The organism is Congregibacter sp., assembly GCF_965660375.1.
In the GTDB taxonomy this organism is placed as follows: domain Bacteria; phylum Pseudomonadota; class Gammaproteobacteria; order Pseudomonadales; family Halieaceae; genus Congregibacter.
This window is the reverse complement of record NZ_CBFHZO010000117.1, coordinates 14968-34205: the sequence shown is the minus strand read 5'-3', so window position 1 is coordinate 34205 and position 19238 is coordinate 14968. Positions and strand designations below refer to the sequence as shown.

Here is a 19238-nt window from a genome sequence, read left to right as displayed (position 1 = left end):
TTTTGGTTATTCAATGTTGGCAGCGCTCTGAAGTCTAAAGTGCCCACATTCTGTCTACCGAAAGATTACGATCATGAAAGACCATTGGATCAATAGGGGTTTAGCGCCTGCCTGTCATCTACGGTCAGTGTGGCTGTGAGTTCGGGTCAATGCCCTGACGCAGCCGGCAGCAGTAACATCACCCCCCGAAGCATCGTCGGCAGAGCTGGTCCAGGTTGGCGAGCTCTAAAATTTTTGATTCGGAGTGTCAAAGCATGATCCCCAGAACGGTTTTTGATGAAGAGCACGAGCTGTTCCGCAGCAGTGTTCGGCGATTTTTGGAGACGGAAGTTATGCCCTTTCACGGGCAGTGGGAAAAGGAGGGGCAAGTGGACCGGGAGCTTTGGCGTAAAGCCGGGGCACAGGGTTACCTGGTTCCTCAGGCGCCGGAGATCTACGGCGGTGCGGAAGCGGATTTTCGCTACAACGCCATAATCGACGAGGAGGTGTCCCGCTCAGGCTGTACCGGTTTGGGGTGGGGGGTACACAGCGATATCGTTGTTCCTTATCTCATGCGCTACGGGAGCGTTGCGCAAAAAGAAAAATACATCGCCGCCTGCGTGCGCGGCGACATCGTGACGGCTATCGCTATGACGGAACCGGGCACGGGCTCCGATCTCCAGGGCATCCGCACGAGCGCGGTTGTCGACGGTGACGACTATGTCATTAACGGTTCCAAAACTTTTATCACCAATGGTCAGCATGCCGATCTGGTCGTAGTGGTGTGTAAAACCGATCCCGGCGCAGGAGCGGCCGGCACCAGCCTGATATTGGTGGAAGCGGACCGGGCGGGTTTTGAGAAGGGTCGCAATCTCGACAAGGTCGGTATGAAAGCGCAGGACACTTCGGAGCTGTTCTTCAGTGATGTCCGTGTGCCCAAAGAAAACCTGCTGGGCGAGGAGGGTAAGGGCTTTGTTTATCTTATGCAGGAGTTGCCCCAGGAGCGATTGTCCATTGGCATTATGGCCATGGCAGCCTCCGAGGTTTGCCTGCGCCAGACCATCGACTACGTCAAGGAACGGAATGCCTTCGGCAAGCCCATTGCCGCGCTCCAGAACACGCAATTCAAACTGGCGGAACTCGACACCGAGCTCACCAGCGCTCAGGTATTTATGGATCGCTGTCTGGAACTTCTCGTGGCGGGGCAGCTGGACACGGTGACTGCCTCAAAAGCAAAGTTGCTGGGGTCGGAGCTGCAGTGCCGCATCGTTGATGAATGTGTTCAGCTCCATGGCGGCTACGGGTATATGTGGGAGTACCCGGTCGCTCGGGCGTTTGCGGACTCCCGGGTGCAGCGCATCTACGGGGGTACCAGTGAGGTCATGAAGCTGATTATCGGTCGATCGCTCATTGCGGACTGACATTGTTATTGCCCGGGGCGCCGATATACTCAACAGGTGATCGCAGGGAGGCTGTCACCGCGCCGCGACCGGAGCATCAAAAGGGCTCGCTGCTCATCAAGACCCAATCCATTCAAACAAGAAGAGATTACGATTATGTTCAAGCTCAAAAGTGTGGCCATGGCATTTCTTGCCGCGGCGACCTGGGTGGTCAGTGGGGCATCGCTTGCCGCTGATAAGCCCAATATTCTGGTGTTGTGGGGTGATGATGTAGGGGTCTGGAATACCAGCGCTTACAACCGCGGCGGTATGGGGTATCAAACGCCGAATATCGACTCCATCGCCAATGAGGGAGCGCTGTTTACCGATATGTACGCACAGCAGTCCTGCACTGCTGGTCGCGCATCCTTTATTCTGGGGCAGCAGCCGTTCCGCACGGGTTTGCTGACCATTGGCATGCCCGGCAGCGACCAGGGAATCCCCGACTGGGCGCCCACCATCGCCGATCTGCTGAAAGACCAGGGCTACAAGACAGGACAGTTCGGAAAGAATCACCTGGGGGACCAGGACAAGCACCTGCCTACCAACCACGGTTTTGATGAGTTCTTTGGCAACCTCTATCACCTCAATGCCGAGGAGGAGCCCGAGACGTACTACTACCCCAAGGATCCCGCCTTCCATGAGAAATTCGGCCCCCGCGGTGTGCTCCATGCCTATGCGGACGGCAAGATTGAAGATACGGGCCCGCTAACCCGCAAGCGCATGGAAACGGTAGATCAGGAGTTCGGCGGGGCTGCCAAGAAATTTATGGCGGCGGCAGTCAATGAGGACAAGCCCTTTTTCGTGTGGATGAACTTTACCCGCATGCATGTGTGGACGCATTTGCAGGAAAAATACCGTGGCAAGACGGGCATCAGCCTTTACGCCGATGGTATGGCTGAATTGGATGACATGGTTGGCAGCTTTCTTGAAGAGCTGGAAAACCTGGGTGTTGACGACAATACCATCGTCATCTTCTCCACAGACAACGGCGCAGAGAAATTCACCTGGCCTGATGGCGGCGCCTCACCCTATCGCGGTGAAAAAGGCACCACATGGGAAGGGGGCATGCGCGTACCTCAGATGGTCAAATGGCCGGGCACCATTAAGCCGGGAACTATCTACAACGATATCATGAGTCACGAAGACTGGATGCCGACGCTGCTGGCTGCGGCCGGCGTGCCCGACGTAAAAGAGCAGCTTGCCTCCAAAGGTGGCATGCGTGCCAACGGCAAGAAGTTCCGCGTCCACCTGGACGGCTATAATTTCAAGCCGTACTTTGAAGGTGAAGCGGAGAAGGGGCCGCGACGCGAAATCATGTATTTCGCGGCCAGCGGTATGCTCAATGCTATCCGTGTAGACGACTGGAAGGTCGCCTTTGCGATTGAGCGTGGCGCTATTAACGAGGCTTATCGCGAGACGCCAGCATGGCCCGTGATCACAAACCTTCGTGCAGACCCCTTTGAGAGCGCTTACACAGAGTCTGCAATGTACATAAGGTGGTACGCCGACAATATGTGGCTCATGGTGCCGGCCCAGGGCTTCGTACAGCGCTTCTTTGCCACCATCGAGGATTTCCCTTTTCAGCCGGGCGGGTCACTTAGCGCGAGTAACATCGGCTATGGCACCATCGAAAGGCAGAAAGCGATGGGCAGTCTTCAGCGGTTGATGGATCTCTCGATTCAGAACTGATCACGATCAGCCTGTAAAGAGCCCGGGTGCTTAAACGCCCGGGCTTTTTTTGTTTTACGCCGAGTTGGATTCCCTGGCGCCTCTCGCTATCGCGCTTACTGCAGAAGGTCTTGATCTTTCAGGTCTCCGATCAATGACGCGATGATATCGTGGCGAAGTTTGTCGGTGGAGCCCGCTTTGATGGTGTCAGATACAGCCTGCCACATGTGCTCATGGGTGTCGGCAATATAGAGGTCGGCGATCACCTCGTGAGTGGTGTTGGAGGTCCATACCGGTTGCTGGTAGGCGACTTCGTAGGCGTGTCCGTAGTAGCCCGGGAATCCGCCGTAGTACCCTGCACCATACATGGGTGTGACGCCGTAGTAGATAGTGCCTGGATGATAGACCTCTTCGGTGCTCGCCCCGATGTAGCGGGTGACGAGTACGGTATCCAGTGCGTTGTTTTTGGCGGCTTCGATGACGTCGTCAGCGGTGAGCTCAGCGTTGGGCAGCAGGCTGTGCGCAGCCACCGCATTGACACCATGGGGGGCCAGGGCTTTGACAAACATGTTCTCAAAGACAATCTGGTTCTCGCGGTTTTGCGCAACGCCAATCACCAGCACTCCCTTGAGTTCGAGTTTGCTGAGGAGGGGGTCGACGTAGGAGTGGGTGATAGTGGAGTTCGTCGAGCAGGCCGCGGTGAGGGCTGCGAGGAGGCCAATGAAAAACAAAGGAAACGCAAAAACCGGACGGTAGGCCACAAAGGAACTCCTGCAAATTTGTGCGTCAAGGATACCGCTAATTACTCCGCTTTCCCTCTATAATCGCACAGCCTGAGGTGGCGCTAGCGGCGACGAGGGCGAGGCACAGGAGCGTAGTCGGCTGCGATTATTCCCTTAACGAGTATGTGTTAACAACCGTAGTCATCATCACCCGGCTCTTAGCTTTCGAGTTTATTTTTTGAAAAACACCGCACCAAAGCGCACCCGGCAACCATCAATCAGCGTGTTGTTTGCTTTTATATCCCTGATGGTATCGGGCTCAGCCTGGGCGCTGGGTGATCTTCGCAGCCTTGACCCGGAGGACCGCAGCCAGGAATGGTCTTTCGGATTTGCCTATATCCTTGAAGACGTCATTTACGCGGGTGAAGAGCGCAGCGGCACGGATCTGGTCCCGTTGTTTACCTACAGTGGTAAACATCTATTTTTGGATAGCACCGATTTTGGTTGGCACGCGGTGGATACTTCCGACTGGCAGCTTGACCTCTTCGCCAGCTACTTTATTCAGGGCTACAACGACCATTCTTTTTTCTATGAAACGGGTGCGGTTCGCCCCCCGGATGATGCACTCAAAGGCATGGTGCGCAAAAACACCGTGGAGGCCGGTGTGGAGCTTACGCGTAAGACAGACTTCGGACGGTTTTCCCTGCAGCTTCGTCAGGATGCCCATGGTGTTCACGATGGCAGTGAAGCCCGCGCACGCTGGGCAAAAGTCTTTCGGGGTAATCAATGGCAGGTCGAGCCCTGGGCGGAGTACAACGTTTTATCGGGGGAGAAAGCGGATTATTACTATGGCGTCAGGGACGATGAGTCCACGGACACCAGACCCACTTATACCCTCGATGAAGGCAGCATCTGGGGGATCGGCATCGCGGGCCGCTATTCCCTATGGGAGAACCATCAATTTAACGTGAATCTGGCGTACCGCGCTTATGGCGGTGATATCGCTGCCAGCCCCATTGTCGCCCGCGATACGGGCACCAGTGTGCAGTTTGCTTACCGCTACGAGTTCGGTGGTGAAAAACGCCCCGCTGGCGACGGAGAGTTCGATTTTGTCACCAACAATGCGCGACCGACAGCGGTTCGCCTCGCCTATGGTTGCACCACGGAGGCCAAGTTCGTGAAAATCCTACAGGGAGATATCAACTGTGCTGACCTGGATACAGGCCTTGGCAGCGTTTTTGTCAGCCGACAGCTGACGGAGCGCATGGCTACGCTACCCATCGAGGGGTGGTTGCAGCTAGGGCTGGGACGGCGCTTTCAAAACAATCTACAGGATGATTTTTGGGAGGGCGTCTTTGCTTTTAAAGCGCTGTTTCGGCAATTTCCCTGGTCAGACACCGTGGAGACCCGCCTGGGTTTTTCCAATGGTGTCTCCTACGCGGGCAGGGTGCCCGCGCTGGAACAGGTGAAAGCGGCCCGTAAGAACCGCCGGGAAAGTCATCTGCTGCACTACCTGGAGTTCAGCCTTGATGTTTCCGTGGGTGATCTTTTGGGTGTGGATAGCCTGCGAAACCTCTTTGCGGGTTTTTATGTTCACCACCGCTCAGGCATATTTTCGCACGCCGACTACTACAAGAATGTTTACGGCGGCTCCAATGCCAATATGCTTTATTTTGAGTGGGAGTTTTGATTAAAAAATATATTGATTATAATGACTTGAAGGTGATTTATAATGTCAAATATTACTATTTTGGTGACGGTCCTCGCAGTTGATGCGCAGTTGATGCGCAGTTGATGCGCAGTTGATGCGCAGGGGGTAGGGCTGTCAATATCTGTGCGCTACGGTGTGGTGTCCGGGCGGCAAGCAGTCGGTGCCACAGGCACCATAGCGTTATAATCACTTCTTATTTTAATTAACAGGGAAACCATGAGCGGTAGTTCGAGAATTCCCGTAGTGGATGTGTCCAGCGGTGAGAAGTACGTCAATGACCGGGGAATGTCGGTCATCAAGGATGGCATCAAGGCGAGCGCCGGTGGCGGTGCAAGGTTGCCCAAGCCCAAGTGGCTCCGGGCTCGAATTCACGGAGGCGAGACCTACGAGCAGGTCAAAAGCATTGTCCACGAGCATCGCCTGGCCACCGTGTGTGAGGAGGCCAAATGCCCGAATATGAGCGAGTGCTGGAGTGCCGGTACGGCGACCATCATGCTTATGGGCGACGTTTGCACCCGGGCCTGTCGGTTCTGCGCGGTGAATACGGGCAACCCCAGGGGCTGGCTGGATAGCGAGGAGCCGGATAACACGGCACGCTCGGTTCAACTCATGGGGCTCAAGTACGTGGTGCTCACCTCGGTGAATCGCGATGACCTGCCCGATGGCGGGGCGGGGCACTATGCGGCCTGCGTTCGACGGGTGAAGGAAGTCAATGCCGGCACAGCGGTGGAGGCACTGACCCCGGATTTTCTCGGGAGCCTCGCGGATGTTGAAACGGTCGTTGACAGCGGCGTCGAGGTGTTCGCGCAGAACGTGGAAACCGTGCGTCGCCTCACGCACCCGGTACGCGACCCCCGCGCAGGGTATGAGCAGACGCTGGACGTGTTGGCCCATGCAAAAGAACACCGTCCCGACGTGCTGACCAAAACTTCGCTGATGTTAGGCCTGGGAGAAACGGATGAGGAGATTCGTGAAGCGCTGGAGGATTTGCGCCGCGCCAGGGTGGATATTGTGACCTTTGGCCAGTACCTCCAACCCACGGCCCATCACTATCCCATCGAGCGTTACGTCACGCCCGAGGAGTTCGAGACCTACCGTGAATGGGGTCTCAATCTGGGGTTTCTGGAGGTGGTTTCGGGCGTGCTGGTGCGCTCAAGCTACCGGGCAGAGCAGGTGCTTGAGAAGAATAATGTGGGTTTAAGCTCCGCCTAGCACGCCGGTTCTGCCTTCTACGCTGCGGTCTACCCTGCAGCCTGAGCTCGGGCCCGCATCGCCAGCAGGCCGTCATGAATCTGCTTGGCCCAGCTGCTGAAGTTGCGCCGCACTTCGGCCATGTTAGTCACGCTGTTGTTCACTGACCACATGGTGCTATTCATGCTGCTGCGTGAGTCCTTGATGATGGCGAGGGGTTCTCCGCTATCGCCGTCTGCCAGCATAATGGCGATTGACATGCTACCGCCCCCCTGGCTAATAACCGTGGACCGCGTGGTCGTTCGGGTTTGCATATCATCTTTGGGCGCGGAGGGTGCGATGCGGGTCACCATGGCCTCCAGGCGGATCACATCATCGCCGCCCTGGTTCGCGATTTCAAAAGCGCCGCCGGCTTTTAATGCTTTCTCCATGGCATCGTTGAAGGCGCTCTGGAGTTTTGCTTTGTCGTCATCGGTGAGTTCCCACTCGCGGTTATAGCGGTTAACCATGCTGCGGGTAGCATTTGGCTGCACAATTTCGACGTTATCCAGATCCAGGGGCGCGACAAACACCTTGGTGTATCTCCCGTAGTCTGCACCGGGGTCCACATAGGCGAGATCGGCGCGGGAGTTATCGACCTTGGCAAGACCTCCCATGATGGTCTCCGCATTTTCACCCTGCTGGATGGTGGGCTGCTCGGCACAGGCCGTCAGCAGTGCGAGGGGGGCGATAGCGAGGGTGACTGCCCTGGTGATTTTTTTAATGTTGTACATGAGCGAGTTCCTATTTCTTTGGACAGCGACGGGCGGGCAAAAACGGAAAGCCAGTTTGCCACCGTCAGGTCCCAGCGCAAGTAGTGAACAGCCATACCCCGCACAGGTCTGGCTGGGTATACTGGGTTTTTGTCGCGAGTGTATTGCATGGCCGGAGTATTTTCCCAGGTTGGGGTGGTGGGCCGAAGTCGCCAGGAAGGCATCGAAACGGTGCTGGAGGAGCTGATAGCGGCCTTGCGTGATGCCGGCGCTGAGCTGCTCCTCGAGAACCGATTTGGCGAACTCACGGCCAACGGGGGAGAGACTCACACCCGGGATGCCATCGGGGCCAACGCCGACCTGATCATCGTCCTGGGTGGCGATGGCTCCATGCTCAGTGCGGCCCGGGAAATGCTTCAGTACGGCAAGCCTATGCTGGGGGTAAACCGCGGGCGCCTGGGCTTTCTCACCGATATCAGCCCTGATCGCGTGCCCGAGCAGATCGCCGCGGTCATGCGGGGTGATTTCAGTAGCGAAGAGCGGTTTCTTCTCGATGTGAGCGTGGTGCGCAACGGCGAGACGGTAGCCGAGGGCGATGCCCTCAATGACGTGGTGGTCAACTCGGGCACTTCGGCCCAGATGATAGAAGTTGAGCTGTACATCGATGACGAGTTTGTGAACCGGCAGCGGGCCGATGGGCTTATCGTTTCCACGCCGACCGGATCTACCGCTTATTCTCTCTCCGGCGGTGGGCCAATTATGCATCCCGCGCTTGATGCGCTGCTTGTGCTGCCCATGTTTCCTCATGCCCTGTCCAGTCGGCCTATTGTTATCCGCGGTGACAGTGAGATACGCATCGACGTCCTGGCGCGCAATCGTATCCACCCGCCGGTCACCTGCGATGGCCAGGTGAACATGACTGCGCGGCCTGGTGACTCGGTACTCCTGCGCCGTAACCCCGCGGTGCTGACCCTGCTGCATCCCCCGGGCCACAGTTTCTATGCCAGCTGTCGCGACAAGCTGCGCTGGAGCGGTGCGCTGGTCGACTAGATGTCTGATATTCTCTATCGCGGCGCTCTCGATGAAGATCTGCGTCCTCTCAGTGCGTTGCTTTGGCAGCAGAAGATCGTCCACCGTATCGTCGAGGAGGACGGCGAGCAGGTGATAATGCTGGCTGTACCCCAAGAGCGGCAGCGTGCCGCTGGTCTGCTCCAGCGCTGGCAGGATGGTGAAGTGCGCGTGACGCTGCGGGCCGCCCCCGCTCATCAGGCAAAAGCGACGAATTTACCAGCACTTGTAAAGAGTGCACCGGTCACCCTCGGGCTAATTGCCCTGAGCATGGCCGGTTTCCTGTTGGTGTATCTCAATGCGCCGGTGAGTTGGGTGGCGACGCTCACCTATGAGCCCTTCACGCTACAGGGTGGACGTCCGGTATTTACGGCGGCCGGCGGTCAGCTCTGGCGACTTATTACGCCCGTTTTTCTGCACTTTGGGCTCATGCATATCGTGTTCAACAGTCTCTGGTGCTGGGAGTTGGGTCGACGCATTGAGGGCGCTTTGGGGAGCCTCAATCTTCTGGGACTTTTCCTTGCCACGGCGGCCCTGTCCAACTTTGCACAGCACACAGTCTCGGGATCGGTGCTCTTTGGTGGGCTGTCCGGCGTGGTCTATGCGTTTCTGGGATTCTCCTGGGTGGCAGGGCAGATAAACCCCGGTTGGCGGTATCTGGCACCGGCGACGCCCATCATGCTGTTCATGGTGGGATGGCTGGTGTTCTGCCTCGTCGGCCTTGTGGACGTGCTGGGGTTTTCCGTCGCTAATGCTGCCCATGTCGGTGGGCTTTTGAGCGGTGCGACCATCGGTGGGGCCTTTGCCGTGCTCCACAGGAACCGCTCCTGATATTGCGTATAATCTCGCCTTTTTTCTACCGGAGGCCGCATGGATTACCAGAAACTAATTGATACGCTGAGCCCCGATATCATTGCGCGCCTGCGTCAAGGTATTGAAACCGGTCGTTGGCCCGACGGACAGCCCGTTACCCCGGAGCAGCGAGAGCACAGTCTGCAGGCGGTCATCGCCTGGGAGCAGCAGCATTTGCCGGAAGACCAGCGGGTTGGCTTTATCGATAAAGGCAAGAAAGCCGCAAAGGCCGGAGCTGCTGCCAGCGGTGATGGAGACACACAACAGCTGCGATGGGCTGATCAGAGCAAGGACACTGAGGAATGAGCACACTGCTGGGCGAGGGCGGTATTCGAAAAATGAAGACTGCCCTCAAGGAGAACTCCGTGGACTATACGCTCCCCATGGGAGACTGCACTGTGGCTATCAATGGTCTTCTCGGGCAATCCATTAGTCTGAGTTTTCTGGGTGCCATTCACTGCGTGCACTGCGGTCGCAAAACCAAAAAGAGTTTTAACCAGGGTTATTGCTATCCCTGTTTTCAACGCCTGGCCCAGTGCGACAGCTGCATTATGAGTCCACAGAAATGCCACTATGCCGCGGGCACCTGCCGGGAGCCGGAATGGGGTGACGCAAACTGCATGGTGGATCACTTCGTTTATCTTGCTAACACCTCGGGTCTGAAAGTGGGCATAACCCGGGGGACGCAGGTGCCTACCCGTTGGATCGATCAGGGTGCCAGTCAGGCTATGCCGGTCTACCGCGTGGCGAGTCGTCTGGATTCCGGCCTTGTGGAAGTGGCCTTTGCCGCTCACGTGGCGGACAAGACCGCCTGGCAGCGCATGCTCAAGGGCGCCAATGATCCTCTGGATCTGCCTGCGGAGGCCGCGCGTTTGTCCCAGGCCTGTGCGGCCACCATCGAAGAGCTCCGCGCAGAGCGGGGTATCGATGCGATCACCGCGCTTGAGAGTGAGGCCGTAACTAGCATTGAGTATCCGGTGCTTGAATATCCCAGCAAGGTGAAGTCCATGACTTTTGACAAGATGCCCGAAGTGGCCGGGACTCTCATGGGTATCAAGGGGCAATATCTGATTCTGGATACCGGTGTCATAAATATGCGACGGCATGCGGGCTATGAGGTCGCGCTGTCTCAATCGACGGAGAACTGATATGCGTGATGCACAGCCAAAGACAATTTTACTCAGCGAGTACCAGGCGCCGGCATACACCATCAGTCACACAGAGCTGCACTTTGAGCTTTTCGACGACTACAGCCTTGTGCACGCCCGGCTGCATTTTCAGCGCTCCCCCGATGTGCCTGAGGATACGCAGCTGGCTTTAAACGGCCAGGAGTTGGAACTGGTCTCGCTGGCGGTTGATGGCGAGAGCCTTCTAGCGGTTAATGGCGAGAGCCTTCTAGCGGTTAATGAAAACGGTCTTGAGACCGGGCGTTACGAATTGACCGATGACTTTTTACTTGTCGATGAACTCCCCGCCTCGGGGATTCTCGAAACCACCGCGCGGATCTACCCCCAGTCAAACACCTCTCTGGAGGGTCTCTACCGCTCCCGCGGGCTGTTTTGCACCCAGTGCGAAGCAGAGGGTTTTCGCAAGATTACCTGGTTTCCCGATCGACCGGACGTGATGTCTACCTATGTGGTCACCATCGATGCCGATGCCCACGCGTGCCCTGAGCTCCTGAGCAATGGCAACCGCGTTCACAGCGAAACCCTTGCCGATGGTCGTCATCGTGCAGTCTGGGAAGACCCCCATCCCAAACCCAGTTACCTCTTTGCACTGGTTGCTGGGGACCTGGCGCGGGTTGAGGACCGCTTTCGCACAAAGGGTGGCCGCGATGTGCGCTTGATCATTCTGGTGGAAGAGAAGGATCTGGATAAATGCGATCACGCCATGGATTCGCTGAAACGCTCCATGCGCTGGGATGAGGAGCGCTTTGGTCGGGAGTACGACCTGGATGTTTTTCACGTGGTGGCCGTGGACGACTTCAATATGGGGGCTATGGAAAATAAAAGCCTCAATATCTTTAACACTTCCTGCGTGCTGGCAGCCCCCGACACCACCACGGACCTTGGATATCAGCGCATAGAGAGCATCGTTGCCCACGAGTATTTTCATAACTGGTCGGGTAACCGTGTCACCTGCAGGGACTGGTTCCAGCTGAGTCTGAAGGAGGGCTTTACGGTGTTTCGGGATGCGGAGTTCTCTGCGGATATGGGCTCCCGATCACTCAAGCGTGTGGAAGACGCCATGACCCTGCGCACGCTGCAGTTTGCGGAAGACGCCGGACCCATGGCGCATCCCGTGCGGCCGGCGTCGTTTATTGAAATCTCCAACTTCTACACGCTCACGGTGTACGAAAAGGGCGCCGAAGTGGTGCGCATGATTCAAACGCTCGTGGGTGAAGAGAGCTTCCGTCGTGGCAGCGATCTCTACTTCCAAAGACACGACGGGCAGGCCGTCACCTGCGACGACTTCGTGGCCGCCATGGAGGAAGCCTCGGGCACCGATCTTACTGATTTTAAACGCTGGTATTCCCAGGCGGGTACACCAGAGCTCACGATCCGTGACCACTGGGATGAGGCACAGGGCGTTTACACCCTGGATGTTTCCCAGGAGACGCCCCCCACGCCGGGGCAGGAAAAGAAAGAGCCGCTGGTGATACCCCTGGCGATGGGTCTTTTGGGGGACGCGGGTAATTTACGGCTCTCCCTGGAGGGCGAGCCTGACAACCCCGAGACGGACGACAACACCCACCGCGTGCTCATCGTCGATCAGCCCTCCCAGGTCTATCGTTTTACCGGACTGCCCGAGCGGCCCACACCATCGTTGTTGCGGGGATTCTCTGCGCCGGTGCGGGTGGACTATCCTTACACCCGTGAACAATTGCTTGAACTCGTGAGCCGCGATGCCGATGACTTCGTGCGCTGGGACGCCATGCAGCAACTGATGGTGTCGGCTCTCAACGCACTTCAGGCTGATACTGACAATGAATCCCTCGATCCACTCCTGGAGGCCGCGGTGAACGCCATCGGCAGCCAGTCTCTGGATCCTGCCGTACAGGCAGATATGCTGCGTTTGCCCTCGGAAACTTATCTTGCGGAGCTTGCGAGTCACGGTGGCAAGGCAGATGTGCACGGCATTTTTCGTGCCCGGGAGAGCCTGCGGCGCTCCCTTGCCCGAACGTTCCATGACACCTGGTCAGCACTGTTTCAGGAGTCGCGGGTAACAGAAACCTATGCCGCGACGGGAGAGCAGATTGGGGCCCGGGCTCTGGCAAACGTCGCTCTGGATTATCTGGCGACAGCGGATGAGCAGGGTGTTAAGGCGGCGGCCGATTATTACTACGCCGCGGACAATCTGACCAATCGTCTTGTGGCGTTGCGGGCGGTGCTCCGGGAGGGCGATGAGTCTCTCGGCACGGAGCTTCTGCAGGACTTTTATACGCGTTTTTCCCATGAAGCGCTGGCCATGAATCACTGGCTCATGGTGCAGGCCGAGATCAGCCATGGCGACGCCGTTTCCCGGGTACGGGGTCTCATGGAACATCCAGCCTACGACAGTCGCAATCCCAACAAGATTCGCGCTCTGATCGGGGGTTTCGCTAACGCCAATTCGGTGAACTTTCATCGCGCCAACGGTGCGGGATACCGGTTGCTGGGCGAAGTGGTCGAATCCTTAAATGCGCAAAATCCGCAAATTGCCTCCCGGCTTCTCACCCCTCTGACGCGCTGGAAAAACTACGCAGAGGGCGGTGAGCTGATGCGCGCGGAGTTGCAAAGGTTGTCGGAGCTTCCTTCGCTGTCGCCCGATGTCTATGAGGTGGTCAGCAAGTCACTGGCTTAAGTAGAGCTGGGGAAGGGCGCTCTCGTTGCGGCGCCTCTTTGACTCCTTGGGCAGGCTGCCAATAGCGGTCGCCAGGTCGCTGCCATTCCACTGGGAAGCCGCGCCGTCCTGCGCAGTTTCGCCCCCGGACTTTGCCGTGTCGCGATAGAGGCAGCGCTCCAGCTCCTGAACCGCGGCCCGCAGGGGCGCCGAATCCTGCTCCCGGAGCCAGGTCTCCATGGACCCCCTATGACCCTGATTTCGCAGCCAGATTCTCAGGGCCTCCCGTGCGAGGGGCGCGTCGTTCCGTTTGCAGGCGTCTAATAATTTGGGTGGATCAGGCTCCATGGTGGATGTCTTGACGCTGACCTGCGCGGGTCTTTGTCCTCGGCGCCACCAAAGCAGTGTGGTTATGAGCCAGCCTCCGGCGCAAAACGCCGTGACCCAGGGCCAGAGATTGTTGCCGGGCGTTAAGGAGCCTGATGCAGCTGCCACGGTAGACGCATCATCGGGTGTTGTGAGGGGATTATTGCCGGGGTTTTCGCGAGGGTTGTCGCGAAGAGTGGGCGTCGCACCGGGACCGGGGAGAACCGTGAGTCGCTGAGCGGGCAGTCTGGCAATTTTCAGGCTGTCAGTTTCGGTATCCCACCAGGGAATTTCCAGCGCGGGCAACTCATAGACTCCATCCTCAACGGCGACCAGTGCGAGACTGTCACTGCGAATACCTGTAACGCCCTTGTCAGAGTTAACGTTATTGATCAGTGGTTGATCCGGATAGGCGCGGAGCCCATTCGCACTGTTACCGTCGATGGGGGGCAGCTGGGCGCCCTGGAGACCCTCGCCGGTAATGGTAATGGTCCGGGTGATGGAGTCACCGATACGCAGCTGATCCAGGGGGCCGGACCACTGCTCCTCGATGCGCAGATTGGAAGAGGGGAGCCAGGTCGCCGCCGGATAATTGTCCGGGCGGGGAAGCACCGGTATAACCAGCTCTTCGCTCCGCCGTCGAAGTAGTCTTCCGGACGGACGCGTATCAAAGAGTGTGCGTCGTCCCGAAGCAATACGTCCTGAAAAGGTCTGCGCGGGTATCACCAGCTCGCCGCTGGACTCGGGAAAAATCGCGTAGCGGATTTCGTGCACCAGCCAGGGCCGGCCATTAATCGTGCGCTGAAAGGAGTTCTGGCCCAGGGTTTCCACATAGGCGTTGGGAATATCAAGTTCGCTGATGCTGCGGGAATCCAGGTTAACGGCCTGCTGTACGCGCAGGGTCAGCAGTAACTGACCCTGCACATAGACTTCGGAGCGATCCACCTCTGCTTCAAAAATGACGGCCTCGTCCGTGGCCTGCACCGTGGGTTCCGGTCCGACGGTCACGGACAGTGCTTCACTGCGTTTGCCGTCCACTTCGAAGGGGGGTATGACCAGAGAGCCCTCCCGAAGGGGCGTCAGTTCCAGAGTCAGTTCGCGAGTCTGGCTGCGTTCTCCATTGATAATGCGGGTGCTGATGTTGGAGGAGCTTTGTAGGATTTCAAAGTGCTCCCGCAGCGCCGTGAGATCAGCGTCGCCGGGATCGCTGCCGTCATCGCTTCGCAGCGATAGACGGACGCTGTCTCCCATGGCGATGTTGTAGCGATCCAGGGACGCGTTGAGCGCCGCCTGTGCTGGCATAGCCAGTGCTGCCAGGAGGCTGAGCACTAGCCACACCATGTGTTTACCAGATCTCTTTCGTGTCACGTCTCTTTCCTTGCTGCTGTCGCTGGCGGCTTTCAAAGCGGAACTTCTCCCGCAACAGTCCCGAGGGATCATCAGGGACTCGGCGCAGCCATTGCTGCATTGCCTGATCCTTTTCGAGATCTTCCTGCATTGCGCTGTTGTCTATTTCGGGTTGGGGCATGGGCCGCCGGGTGGCCTCCTCGGACTGCTCACTATTGCCCTGGGAACCCTGTTCACTGTCGGACTCCTCGTTGCTTTGTCTGTCGCCGCTTTCACTTTGGGACTGATCACTGGATCCTTCCTGCTGGCTGTTTTGCTCACCCGAGTTGTCCTGGGATTGTTGAGACTGCTGGTCTTCCTGGCTGCCATCACCGCTTTGCTGTTCCTGGCTGCCGTCGGAATCCTGGGGCTGTTGCTGGGAGTCGCCCTGCTGACTTTCCTGCTCCTGCTGTTGCTGTTGTTCAAGGAGTTGCTCCAGCGTCGCCAGGTTCTTTTGCGCATCCTCCCGGTCGGGGTCGCGCTCCAGGGACTGCTTGTAAGCGTTGATCGCCCCTTCGAGCTCGCCCTGCGCGGCCAGGGCATTGCCGCGGTTATACCAGGCATCTGCGTTATCTTCCGCGCTAAATGCCGCAGCCGCCGTGGCGTAATCCTCGTCGCTGAAGGCCGCGGTGCCGCGCCAGGCGGGGTCTTCAAACAGTGCTGCTGCCCGTTCAGCATCCCCGTCGCTCAGCGCGCGCTGAGCCTGTTGATCCGCCCGCAACCAAATATCCTGCCATTCAAAGGCTTCACTTTTCTGCGCAGGGAAAACGGTCACCAGAAGAGGAAACAGATAGACCCAGCCTTTGCGGAAACTACCCAGAGCGATGAGTAGCAGCGGCAGCACCAGCCAATGCGCCATGTCCTGCCAGCGATCGGCACGTCGATCCAGAGAGATGGTGTCGTCATCGTCGACCCGGTCTGGCTGACTTAGCAGCGTCTGAAGATCACTGTCGTCTACCGTCATGGTGCGATAGCTGCCACCAGTTTCCTTAGCGAGCTCTTCGAGAAGTTCTTCGTTGAGCGCCGGCACCACGATTTCTCCGCTCTGATCTTTCAGGAACCCACCGCCTGGCAGGGCAATGGGGGCGCCCACCGTTGTTCCCACACCCAACACCGCCAGGTCCCGGGCTTGGCCCGCAAGGAGGTTTTGCAGGCTGGTAAGGTCGCCGATGCGGATACCGTCGGTGACCAGCAGGATGCGGCCCCGGCGCACGCCGGCGGAGTCCAGTAGCGCAATGGCACGCTCTACGGCGTCCACAGGGTTTGAGCCGGGGAGGGGCATCATTTCCGGGGTGAGCGCCGGGAGCAGATTGGCGATGGTGGGGTTGTCGTCGGTCAGGGGCGCAACAATGTGTGCATCACCCGCATAGGCGATGAGCGCGGTGCGGCCCTCTCTGCGCTCCCGCAGTAAGTCCAGGAGTTTGCGGCGCACACGATCCTGGCGCGATGGCTGTAAATCGGTGGCAAGCATGGAGTAACTCAAATCCAGCACCAGCACCAGGGCATCCTGTTTTTGCAGCACCGGCTGAGGAAGCTGTTGCCAGCTCGGACCCGCTGCCGCCAGTACGGCGATGGCCCAGGCGAACAGCAGGGCGGGGAGACCGCTACGCCCTTTGCGAAGCGTCTCCCGGCTGATGAGGTGTTCTAGCAGCTCCGGCGCGACAATGCGTGACCAGCTCGCTTCCTGTCCCCGCTTGCGCCACAGGAGAGCACCCAGCAACAAACAGGGGATCAGCAGCAACAGCCAGTGGGGGCGCAGAAAATGAAAGTTTTGCAGGAGTTCAGTCATGGGCAGCCCTTCCCGCAGCGCCCTGCGGCAACCGGGCTGCGCCATGGCGCCAGAGGTAGCGAATCACCAACGCGAAGCTCAGGGCAATAGCGACCAGTAGCGGTACCGCGCTGAGAGACTGTTGCGGCCGATAAAGCGCCTTGTCTACCTCGAGGGGTTCGAGCTGCTCTAGAAGCCGGTAGACCGTCGCGAGCTCTTCCGGATCCCGAGCACGGAAATACTGACCACCGGTACTCCGGGCAATTTCAATAAGACTGCTCTCATCAAGGTCCGCCGAAGGGTTTACCGTGCGCGCCCCGAGAGGAGAGCCCAGTAAGCCCGGTAGCGTGAGGGAGTCGGCGCCGATGCCGATGGTGTAGATGCGTACACCCAGGTCCGCTGCCAGATTAGCTGCCTCCAAAGGATCCACGGTGCTCGCGGTGTCCTGGCCGTCGGTAAGGAGTATGAGCACGCGGCTGGTGGCGGGTCGCTCCTGCAGTCGTTTTACCGCAAGACCAATGGCATCACCGATGGCGGTTTCCTGGCCCGCAAAGCCTATCTGCGCCTCCAGAAGAAAACGCTGTACGGTCTGAATATCAAAGCTCAGAGGCGATTGCAGATACGCGCGACTGCCGAACAGGATAAGACCCAGGCGGTCGCCGCTGCGCCGGGACATGAAGTCGCTGCCCAGTTGTTTGACCGCATCGATACGGCGGGCCATGCGATTACCCACCTGCATGTCTTCGACCCGCATGCTGCCCGAAATATCGACAGCGAGCATAAGATCTCGTCCGCTGTTGGGCAGTTCGATGGCATCCCCCACCCAGAGCGGACGCGCCGCGGCCAAAAGCAGCGCCAGCCAGATTAGCCACAGAGCGATTGCCGGGACCCTGCGCGTGCTGCTGACTATCGCCTGCTGATCATCATTGGCGAGACTCTGCCAATGACGAAAAAACGGCGCCCGCAGCGCTGGCCGTTCCACGGTTCGCGGCGACACAAAGCGGCGCACTAACCATGGCAGCGGCATTAGCAGCAACATCCAGGGCCAAAGGAGGGTAATCATCGGGGCCTCTCCAATTCCTGGAGCCAGCGCCGGGTCGCCTGCTGTGCGCCCTCACAATCCTGACTGCTTACCCGAGGCCGGTAGGCAATATCAGCAAGCGTGGCGTCGAAATAGGGCTCCGTACCTTTTGCCAGAGAATTCAAAAAATCTGCCCAGGCCTGACCCGTCAGGCCCGCACAGGCTTTGCGCCCCGCGACACTGATGGCCAAACGTCGTTGCAGTACTCCCAGTGCCGCTGCGCGTTCTGCATCAGATAAGGGTGTTTTTTCCAATACCAGAAACTCCTGGCGCGCTGCTCGCAGGGGAGCGGCCCTTTGATGAAATCGCCAGAGGCGGACAAGGCCGTAGACAATTAACGCAAGTGCCAACAGAGCGAGTACCCACCAGCCCGGCGCCGGCGGCCACCAGGAGACCGCCTCGGGCTCGCGCAGGGGCTCGAGCATTTTGATGATGGCATCAGGCTCCATGGTTTACCGGTGTTGCTCCCGGGGAGGTCCATGCCGGCCCCATTGATGCCTGCGTGCTGCCGTAGATGTTCCTCAACAGCGTCAGCGGTGCTTCGGTGGTGCTGGCGCGAAGCATGGGAATGCCCAGGCGCTGAAGCTGCTCCTGGTAGCTATCAACCCGCTGGCTGTAGAGCTGGGAAAAGCGCTGAGATAGTCCTGTCATGCCCGTATCCAGCTCGGCACGCGCCTGACCGTCTGTGACGCTGTAGCGGCCCGCGGGAGGCAGTTGTGATTCCAGGGGGTCACTGCAGTGGATAGCAGTGATTTCTACATGGCGAGCCAGCTGGAACAACTCTTGGCGAGCTTCGTCCTGCTCAGCGCCGTCGAAATCGCTCACAAGAAACACGCTGGAGCCCGGGCGGGCAACGCGGCGAACACTGCGAAGGAGGGTGCTGAAGCGATTGTCACCGCCAGCGGCGTCTGGCGGTTTCGGCGCTTCGGCCAGCGCTGACAACAGTGCAAGCACCGTGCGCCGACTGTTGCGGGGACGCATTTCCCAGTGGTCGCTGTCGCGCATAAGAAAACCGCCCACGCGCTCATTGCTGCCCAGGGCGCTCCAGGCTAGGAGCGCAGCCAGCTCTGCAGCCAGAACAATTTTGAAGCAGTGCTGCGTACCAAACTGCATGGAAGAGCGCTGATCCACGACCAGTAGCACCGGACGCTCCCGCTCTTCATGAAACATCTTCGTGTGGGCCTCACCGGTGCGCGCCGTGACACGCCAGTCGATGGCCCGGATATCGTCGCCCGGCTGATAGCCCCGCACCTCCTCAAACTCGATGCCCCGCCCGCGAAAGTTTGAACGTTGCCCGCCGGACAGTTGGGCCAGCGCTCGACGCCGACGGCGAATATCCAGCTGGCGCGCAGGGAAGCGCAGTGCCAGTAAACGGGCAATATCGACCGTAGCGCCACTGGCGGGTTGGGAGGGGTCGAGTGTCAGCACGG

At 58.6% G+C, this 19238-nt stretch carries 16 protein-coding genes; 9 read left to right on the top strand and 7 right to left on the bottom strand.

From position 1 onward, the window contains the following. Window positions 1-254: 254 nt before the first annotated feature. Together ACTG3T_RS11590 and ACTG3T_RS11585 are read left to right on the top strand one after the other, a co-directional pair. Window positions 255-1400 (top strand): acyl-CoA dehydrogenase family protein, encoded by a 1146-nt coding sequence (locus ACTG3T_RS11590; protein ID WP_439102435.1) that lies wholly within the window; start codon window positions 255-257, stop codon window positions 1398-1400. Window positions 1401-1535: 135 nt separating this feature from the next. Beyond that, entirely contained in the window at window positions 1536-3110 is a 1575-nt protein-coding gene (locus ACTG3T_RS11585) for an arylsulfatase (RefSeq protein WP_439102434.1), read from the top strand. 95 nt (window positions 3111-3205) lie between these two features. On the opposite strand, the gene ACTG3T_RS11580 is transcribed toward ACTG3T_RS11585, so the two are convergent. Then, entirely contained in the window at window positions 3206-3850 is a 645-nt protein-coding gene (locus tag ACTG3T_RS11580) for a hypothetical protein (RefSeq protein WP_439102433.1), read from the bottom strand. Window positions 3851-4049: 199 nt separating this feature from the next. On the opposite strand from ACTG3T_RS11580, the gene ACTG3T_RS11575 reads away from it, so the two are divergent. Beyond that, complete coding sequence (locus ACTG3T_RS11575) at window positions 4050-5501, top strand: MipA/OmpV family protein (RefSeq protein ID WP_439102432.1); 1452 nt, start codon at window positions 4050-4052, stop codon at window positions 5499-5501. A 237-nt stretch (window positions 5502-5738) separates the two neighbouring features. Next, window positions 5739-6734: a lipoyl synthase gene (lipA, locus tag ACTG3T_RS11570; protein ID WP_439102431.1), complete on the top strand. Its 996-nt coding sequence runs from the start codon at window positions 5739-5741 to the stop codon at window positions 6732-6734. Window positions 6735-6763: 29 nt separating this feature from the next. Here lipA and ACTG3T_RS11565 read toward each other — a convergent pair whose 3' ends face one another. Further along, window positions 6764-7486, bottom strand: coding sequence for a DUF3313 family protein (locus tag ACTG3T_RS11565; protein WP_439102430.1), 723 nt, complete (start codon window positions 7484-7486; stop codon window positions 6764-6766). Window positions 7487-7633: 147 nt separating this feature from the next. Here ACTG3T_RS11565 and ACTG3T_RS11560 point away from each other — a divergent pair, with 147 nt between their 5' ends. From ACTG3T_RS11560 to pepN, 5 genes are read left to right on the top strand one after another with little or no spacing between them, the layout of a single operon-like run. Continuing rightward, on the top strand, window positions 7634-8515 hold the full coding sequence (locus ACTG3T_RS11560) for an NAD(+) kinase (RefSeq protein WP_439102429.1): 882 nt from the start codon (window positions 7634-7636) through the stop codon (window positions 8513-8515). Beyond that, the gene (locus ACTG3T_RS11555) at window positions 8516-9364 is read left to right on the top strand and encodes a rhomboid family intramembrane serine protease (RefSeq protein ID WP_439102428.1); all 849 of its coding nucleotides are present in this window, start codon (window positions 8516-8518) and stop codon (window positions 9362-9364) included. It abuts the gene before it with no gap. A gap of 39 nt (window positions 9365-9403) precedes the next feature. After that, the gene (locus ACTG3T_RS11550) at window positions 9404-9691 is read left to right on the top strand and encodes a YeaC family protein (RefSeq protein WP_439102427.1); all 288 of its coding nucleotides are present in this window, start codon (window positions 9404-9406) and stop codon (window positions 9689-9691) included. After that, complete coding sequence (locus ACTG3T_RS11545; RefSeq protein ID WP_439102426.1) at window positions 9688-10533, top strand: DUF2797 domain-containing protein; 846 nt, start codon at window positions 9688-9690, stop codon at window positions 10531-10533. Before ACTG3T_RS11550 ends, ACTG3T_RS11545 begins: the two co-directional genes overlap by 4 nt. Window position 10534: 1 nt before the next feature. Beyond that, window positions 10535-13228 carry an aminopeptidase N gene (gene pepN / locus ACTG3T_RS11540; protein ID WP_439102425.1) on the top strand — a complete coding sequence of 898 codons (2694 nt, stop codon included), beginning with the start codon at window positions 10535-10537 and terminating at the stop codon, window positions 13226-13228. Here pepN and ACTG3T_RS11535 read toward each other — a convergent pair. Genes ACTG3T_RS11535 through ACTG3T_RS11515 form a run of 5 tightly spaced genes read right to left on the bottom strand, consistent with a single transcriptional unit; the run spans window position 13217 to window position 19236 of the window. Next, a complete protein-coding gene (locus tag ACTG3T_RS11535; RefSeq protein WP_439102424.1) occupies window positions 13217-14941 on the bottom strand; it encodes a BatD family protein in 1725 nt (574 codons plus the stop codon). The two genes, pepN and ACTG3T_RS11535, sit on opposite strands and share 12 nt — an antisense overlap. Further along, window positions 14919-16748, bottom strand: coding sequence for a VWA domain-containing protein (locus tag ACTG3T_RS11530; RefSeq protein ID WP_439102423.1), 1830 nt, complete (start codon window positions 16746-16748; stop codon window positions 14919-14921). The genes ACTG3T_RS11535 and ACTG3T_RS11530 overlap by 23 nt, the downstream gene beginning before the upstream one ends. Continuing rightward, the gene (locus ACTG3T_RS11525) at window positions 16741-17790 is read right to left on the bottom strand and encodes a vWA domain-containing protein (RefSeq protein ID WP_439102422.1); all 1050 of its coding nucleotides are present in this window, start codon (window positions 17788-17790) and stop codon (window positions 16741-16743) included. Before ACTG3T_RS11525 ends, ACTG3T_RS11530 begins: the two co-directional genes overlap by 8 nt. Further along, on the bottom strand, window positions 17787-18257 hold the full coding sequence (locus tag ACTG3T_RS11520; RefSeq protein WP_439102421.1) for a DUF4381 domain-containing protein: 471 nt from the start codon (window positions 18255-18257) through the stop codon (window positions 17787-17789). The genes ACTG3T_RS11525 and ACTG3T_RS11520 overlap by 4 nt, the downstream gene beginning before the upstream one ends. Further along, window positions 18247-19236, bottom strand: coding sequence for a DUF58 domain-containing protein (locus tag ACTG3T_RS11515; protein WP_439102420.1), 990 nt, complete (start codon window positions 19234-19236; stop codon window positions 18247-18249). The genes ACTG3T_RS11520 and ACTG3T_RS11515 overlap by 11 nt, the downstream gene beginning before the upstream one ends. Between the last annotated feature and the right edge of the window lie 2 nt (window positions 19237-19238).

Bases quoted from the DNA above. Each gene is read 5' to 3' on its own strand.
- ACTG3T_RS11590 (WP_439102435.1), top strand. From the start codon at position 255: ATGATCCCCAGAACGGTTTTTGATGAAGAGCACGAGCTGTTCCGCAGC.
- ACTG3T_RS11585 (WP_439102434.1), top strand. From the start codon at position 1,536: ATGTTCAAGCTCAAAAGTGTGGCCATGGCATTTCTTGCCGCGGCGACC.
- lipA (WP_439102431.1), top strand. From the start codon at position 5,739: ATGAGCGGTAGTTCGAGAATTCCCGTAGTGGATGTGTCCAGCGGTGAG.
- ACTG3T_RS11565 (WP_439102430.1), bottom strand. From the start codon at position 7,486: ATGTACAACATTAAAAAAATCACCAGGGCAGTCACCCTCGCTATCGCC.
- ACTG3T_RS11560 (WP_439102429.1), top strand. From the start codon at position 7,634: ATGGCCGGAGTATTTTCCCAGGTTGGGGTGGTGGGCCGAAGTCGCCAG.
- ACTG3T_RS11555 (WP_439102428.1), top strand. From the start codon at position 8,516: ATGTCTGATATTCTCTATCGCGGCGCTCTCGATGAAGATCTGCGTCCT.
- ACTG3T_RS11550 (WP_439102427.1), top strand. From the start codon at position 9,404: ATGGATTACCAGAAACTAATTGATACGCTGAGCCCCGATATCATTGCG.
- ACTG3T_RS11545 (WP_439102426.1), top strand. From the start codon at position 9,688: ATGAGCACACTGCTGGGCGAGGGCGGTATTCGAAAAATGAAGACTGCC.
- pepN (WP_439102425.1), top strand. From the start codon at position 10,535: ATGCGTGATGCACAGCCAAAGACAATTTTACTCAGCGAGTACCAGGCG.
- ACTG3T_RS11530 (WP_439102423.1), bottom strand. From the start codon at position 16,748: ATGACTGAACTCCTGCAAAACTTTCATTTTCTGCGCCCCCACTGGCTG.
- ACTG3T_RS11525 (WP_439102422.1), bottom strand. From the start codon at position 17,790: ATGATTACCCTCCTTTGGCCCTGGATGTTGCTGCTAATGCCGCTGCCA.
- ACTG3T_RS11520 (WP_439102421.1), bottom strand. From the start codon at position 18,257: ATGGAGCCTGATGCCATCATCAAAATGCTCGAGCCCCTGCGCGAGCCC.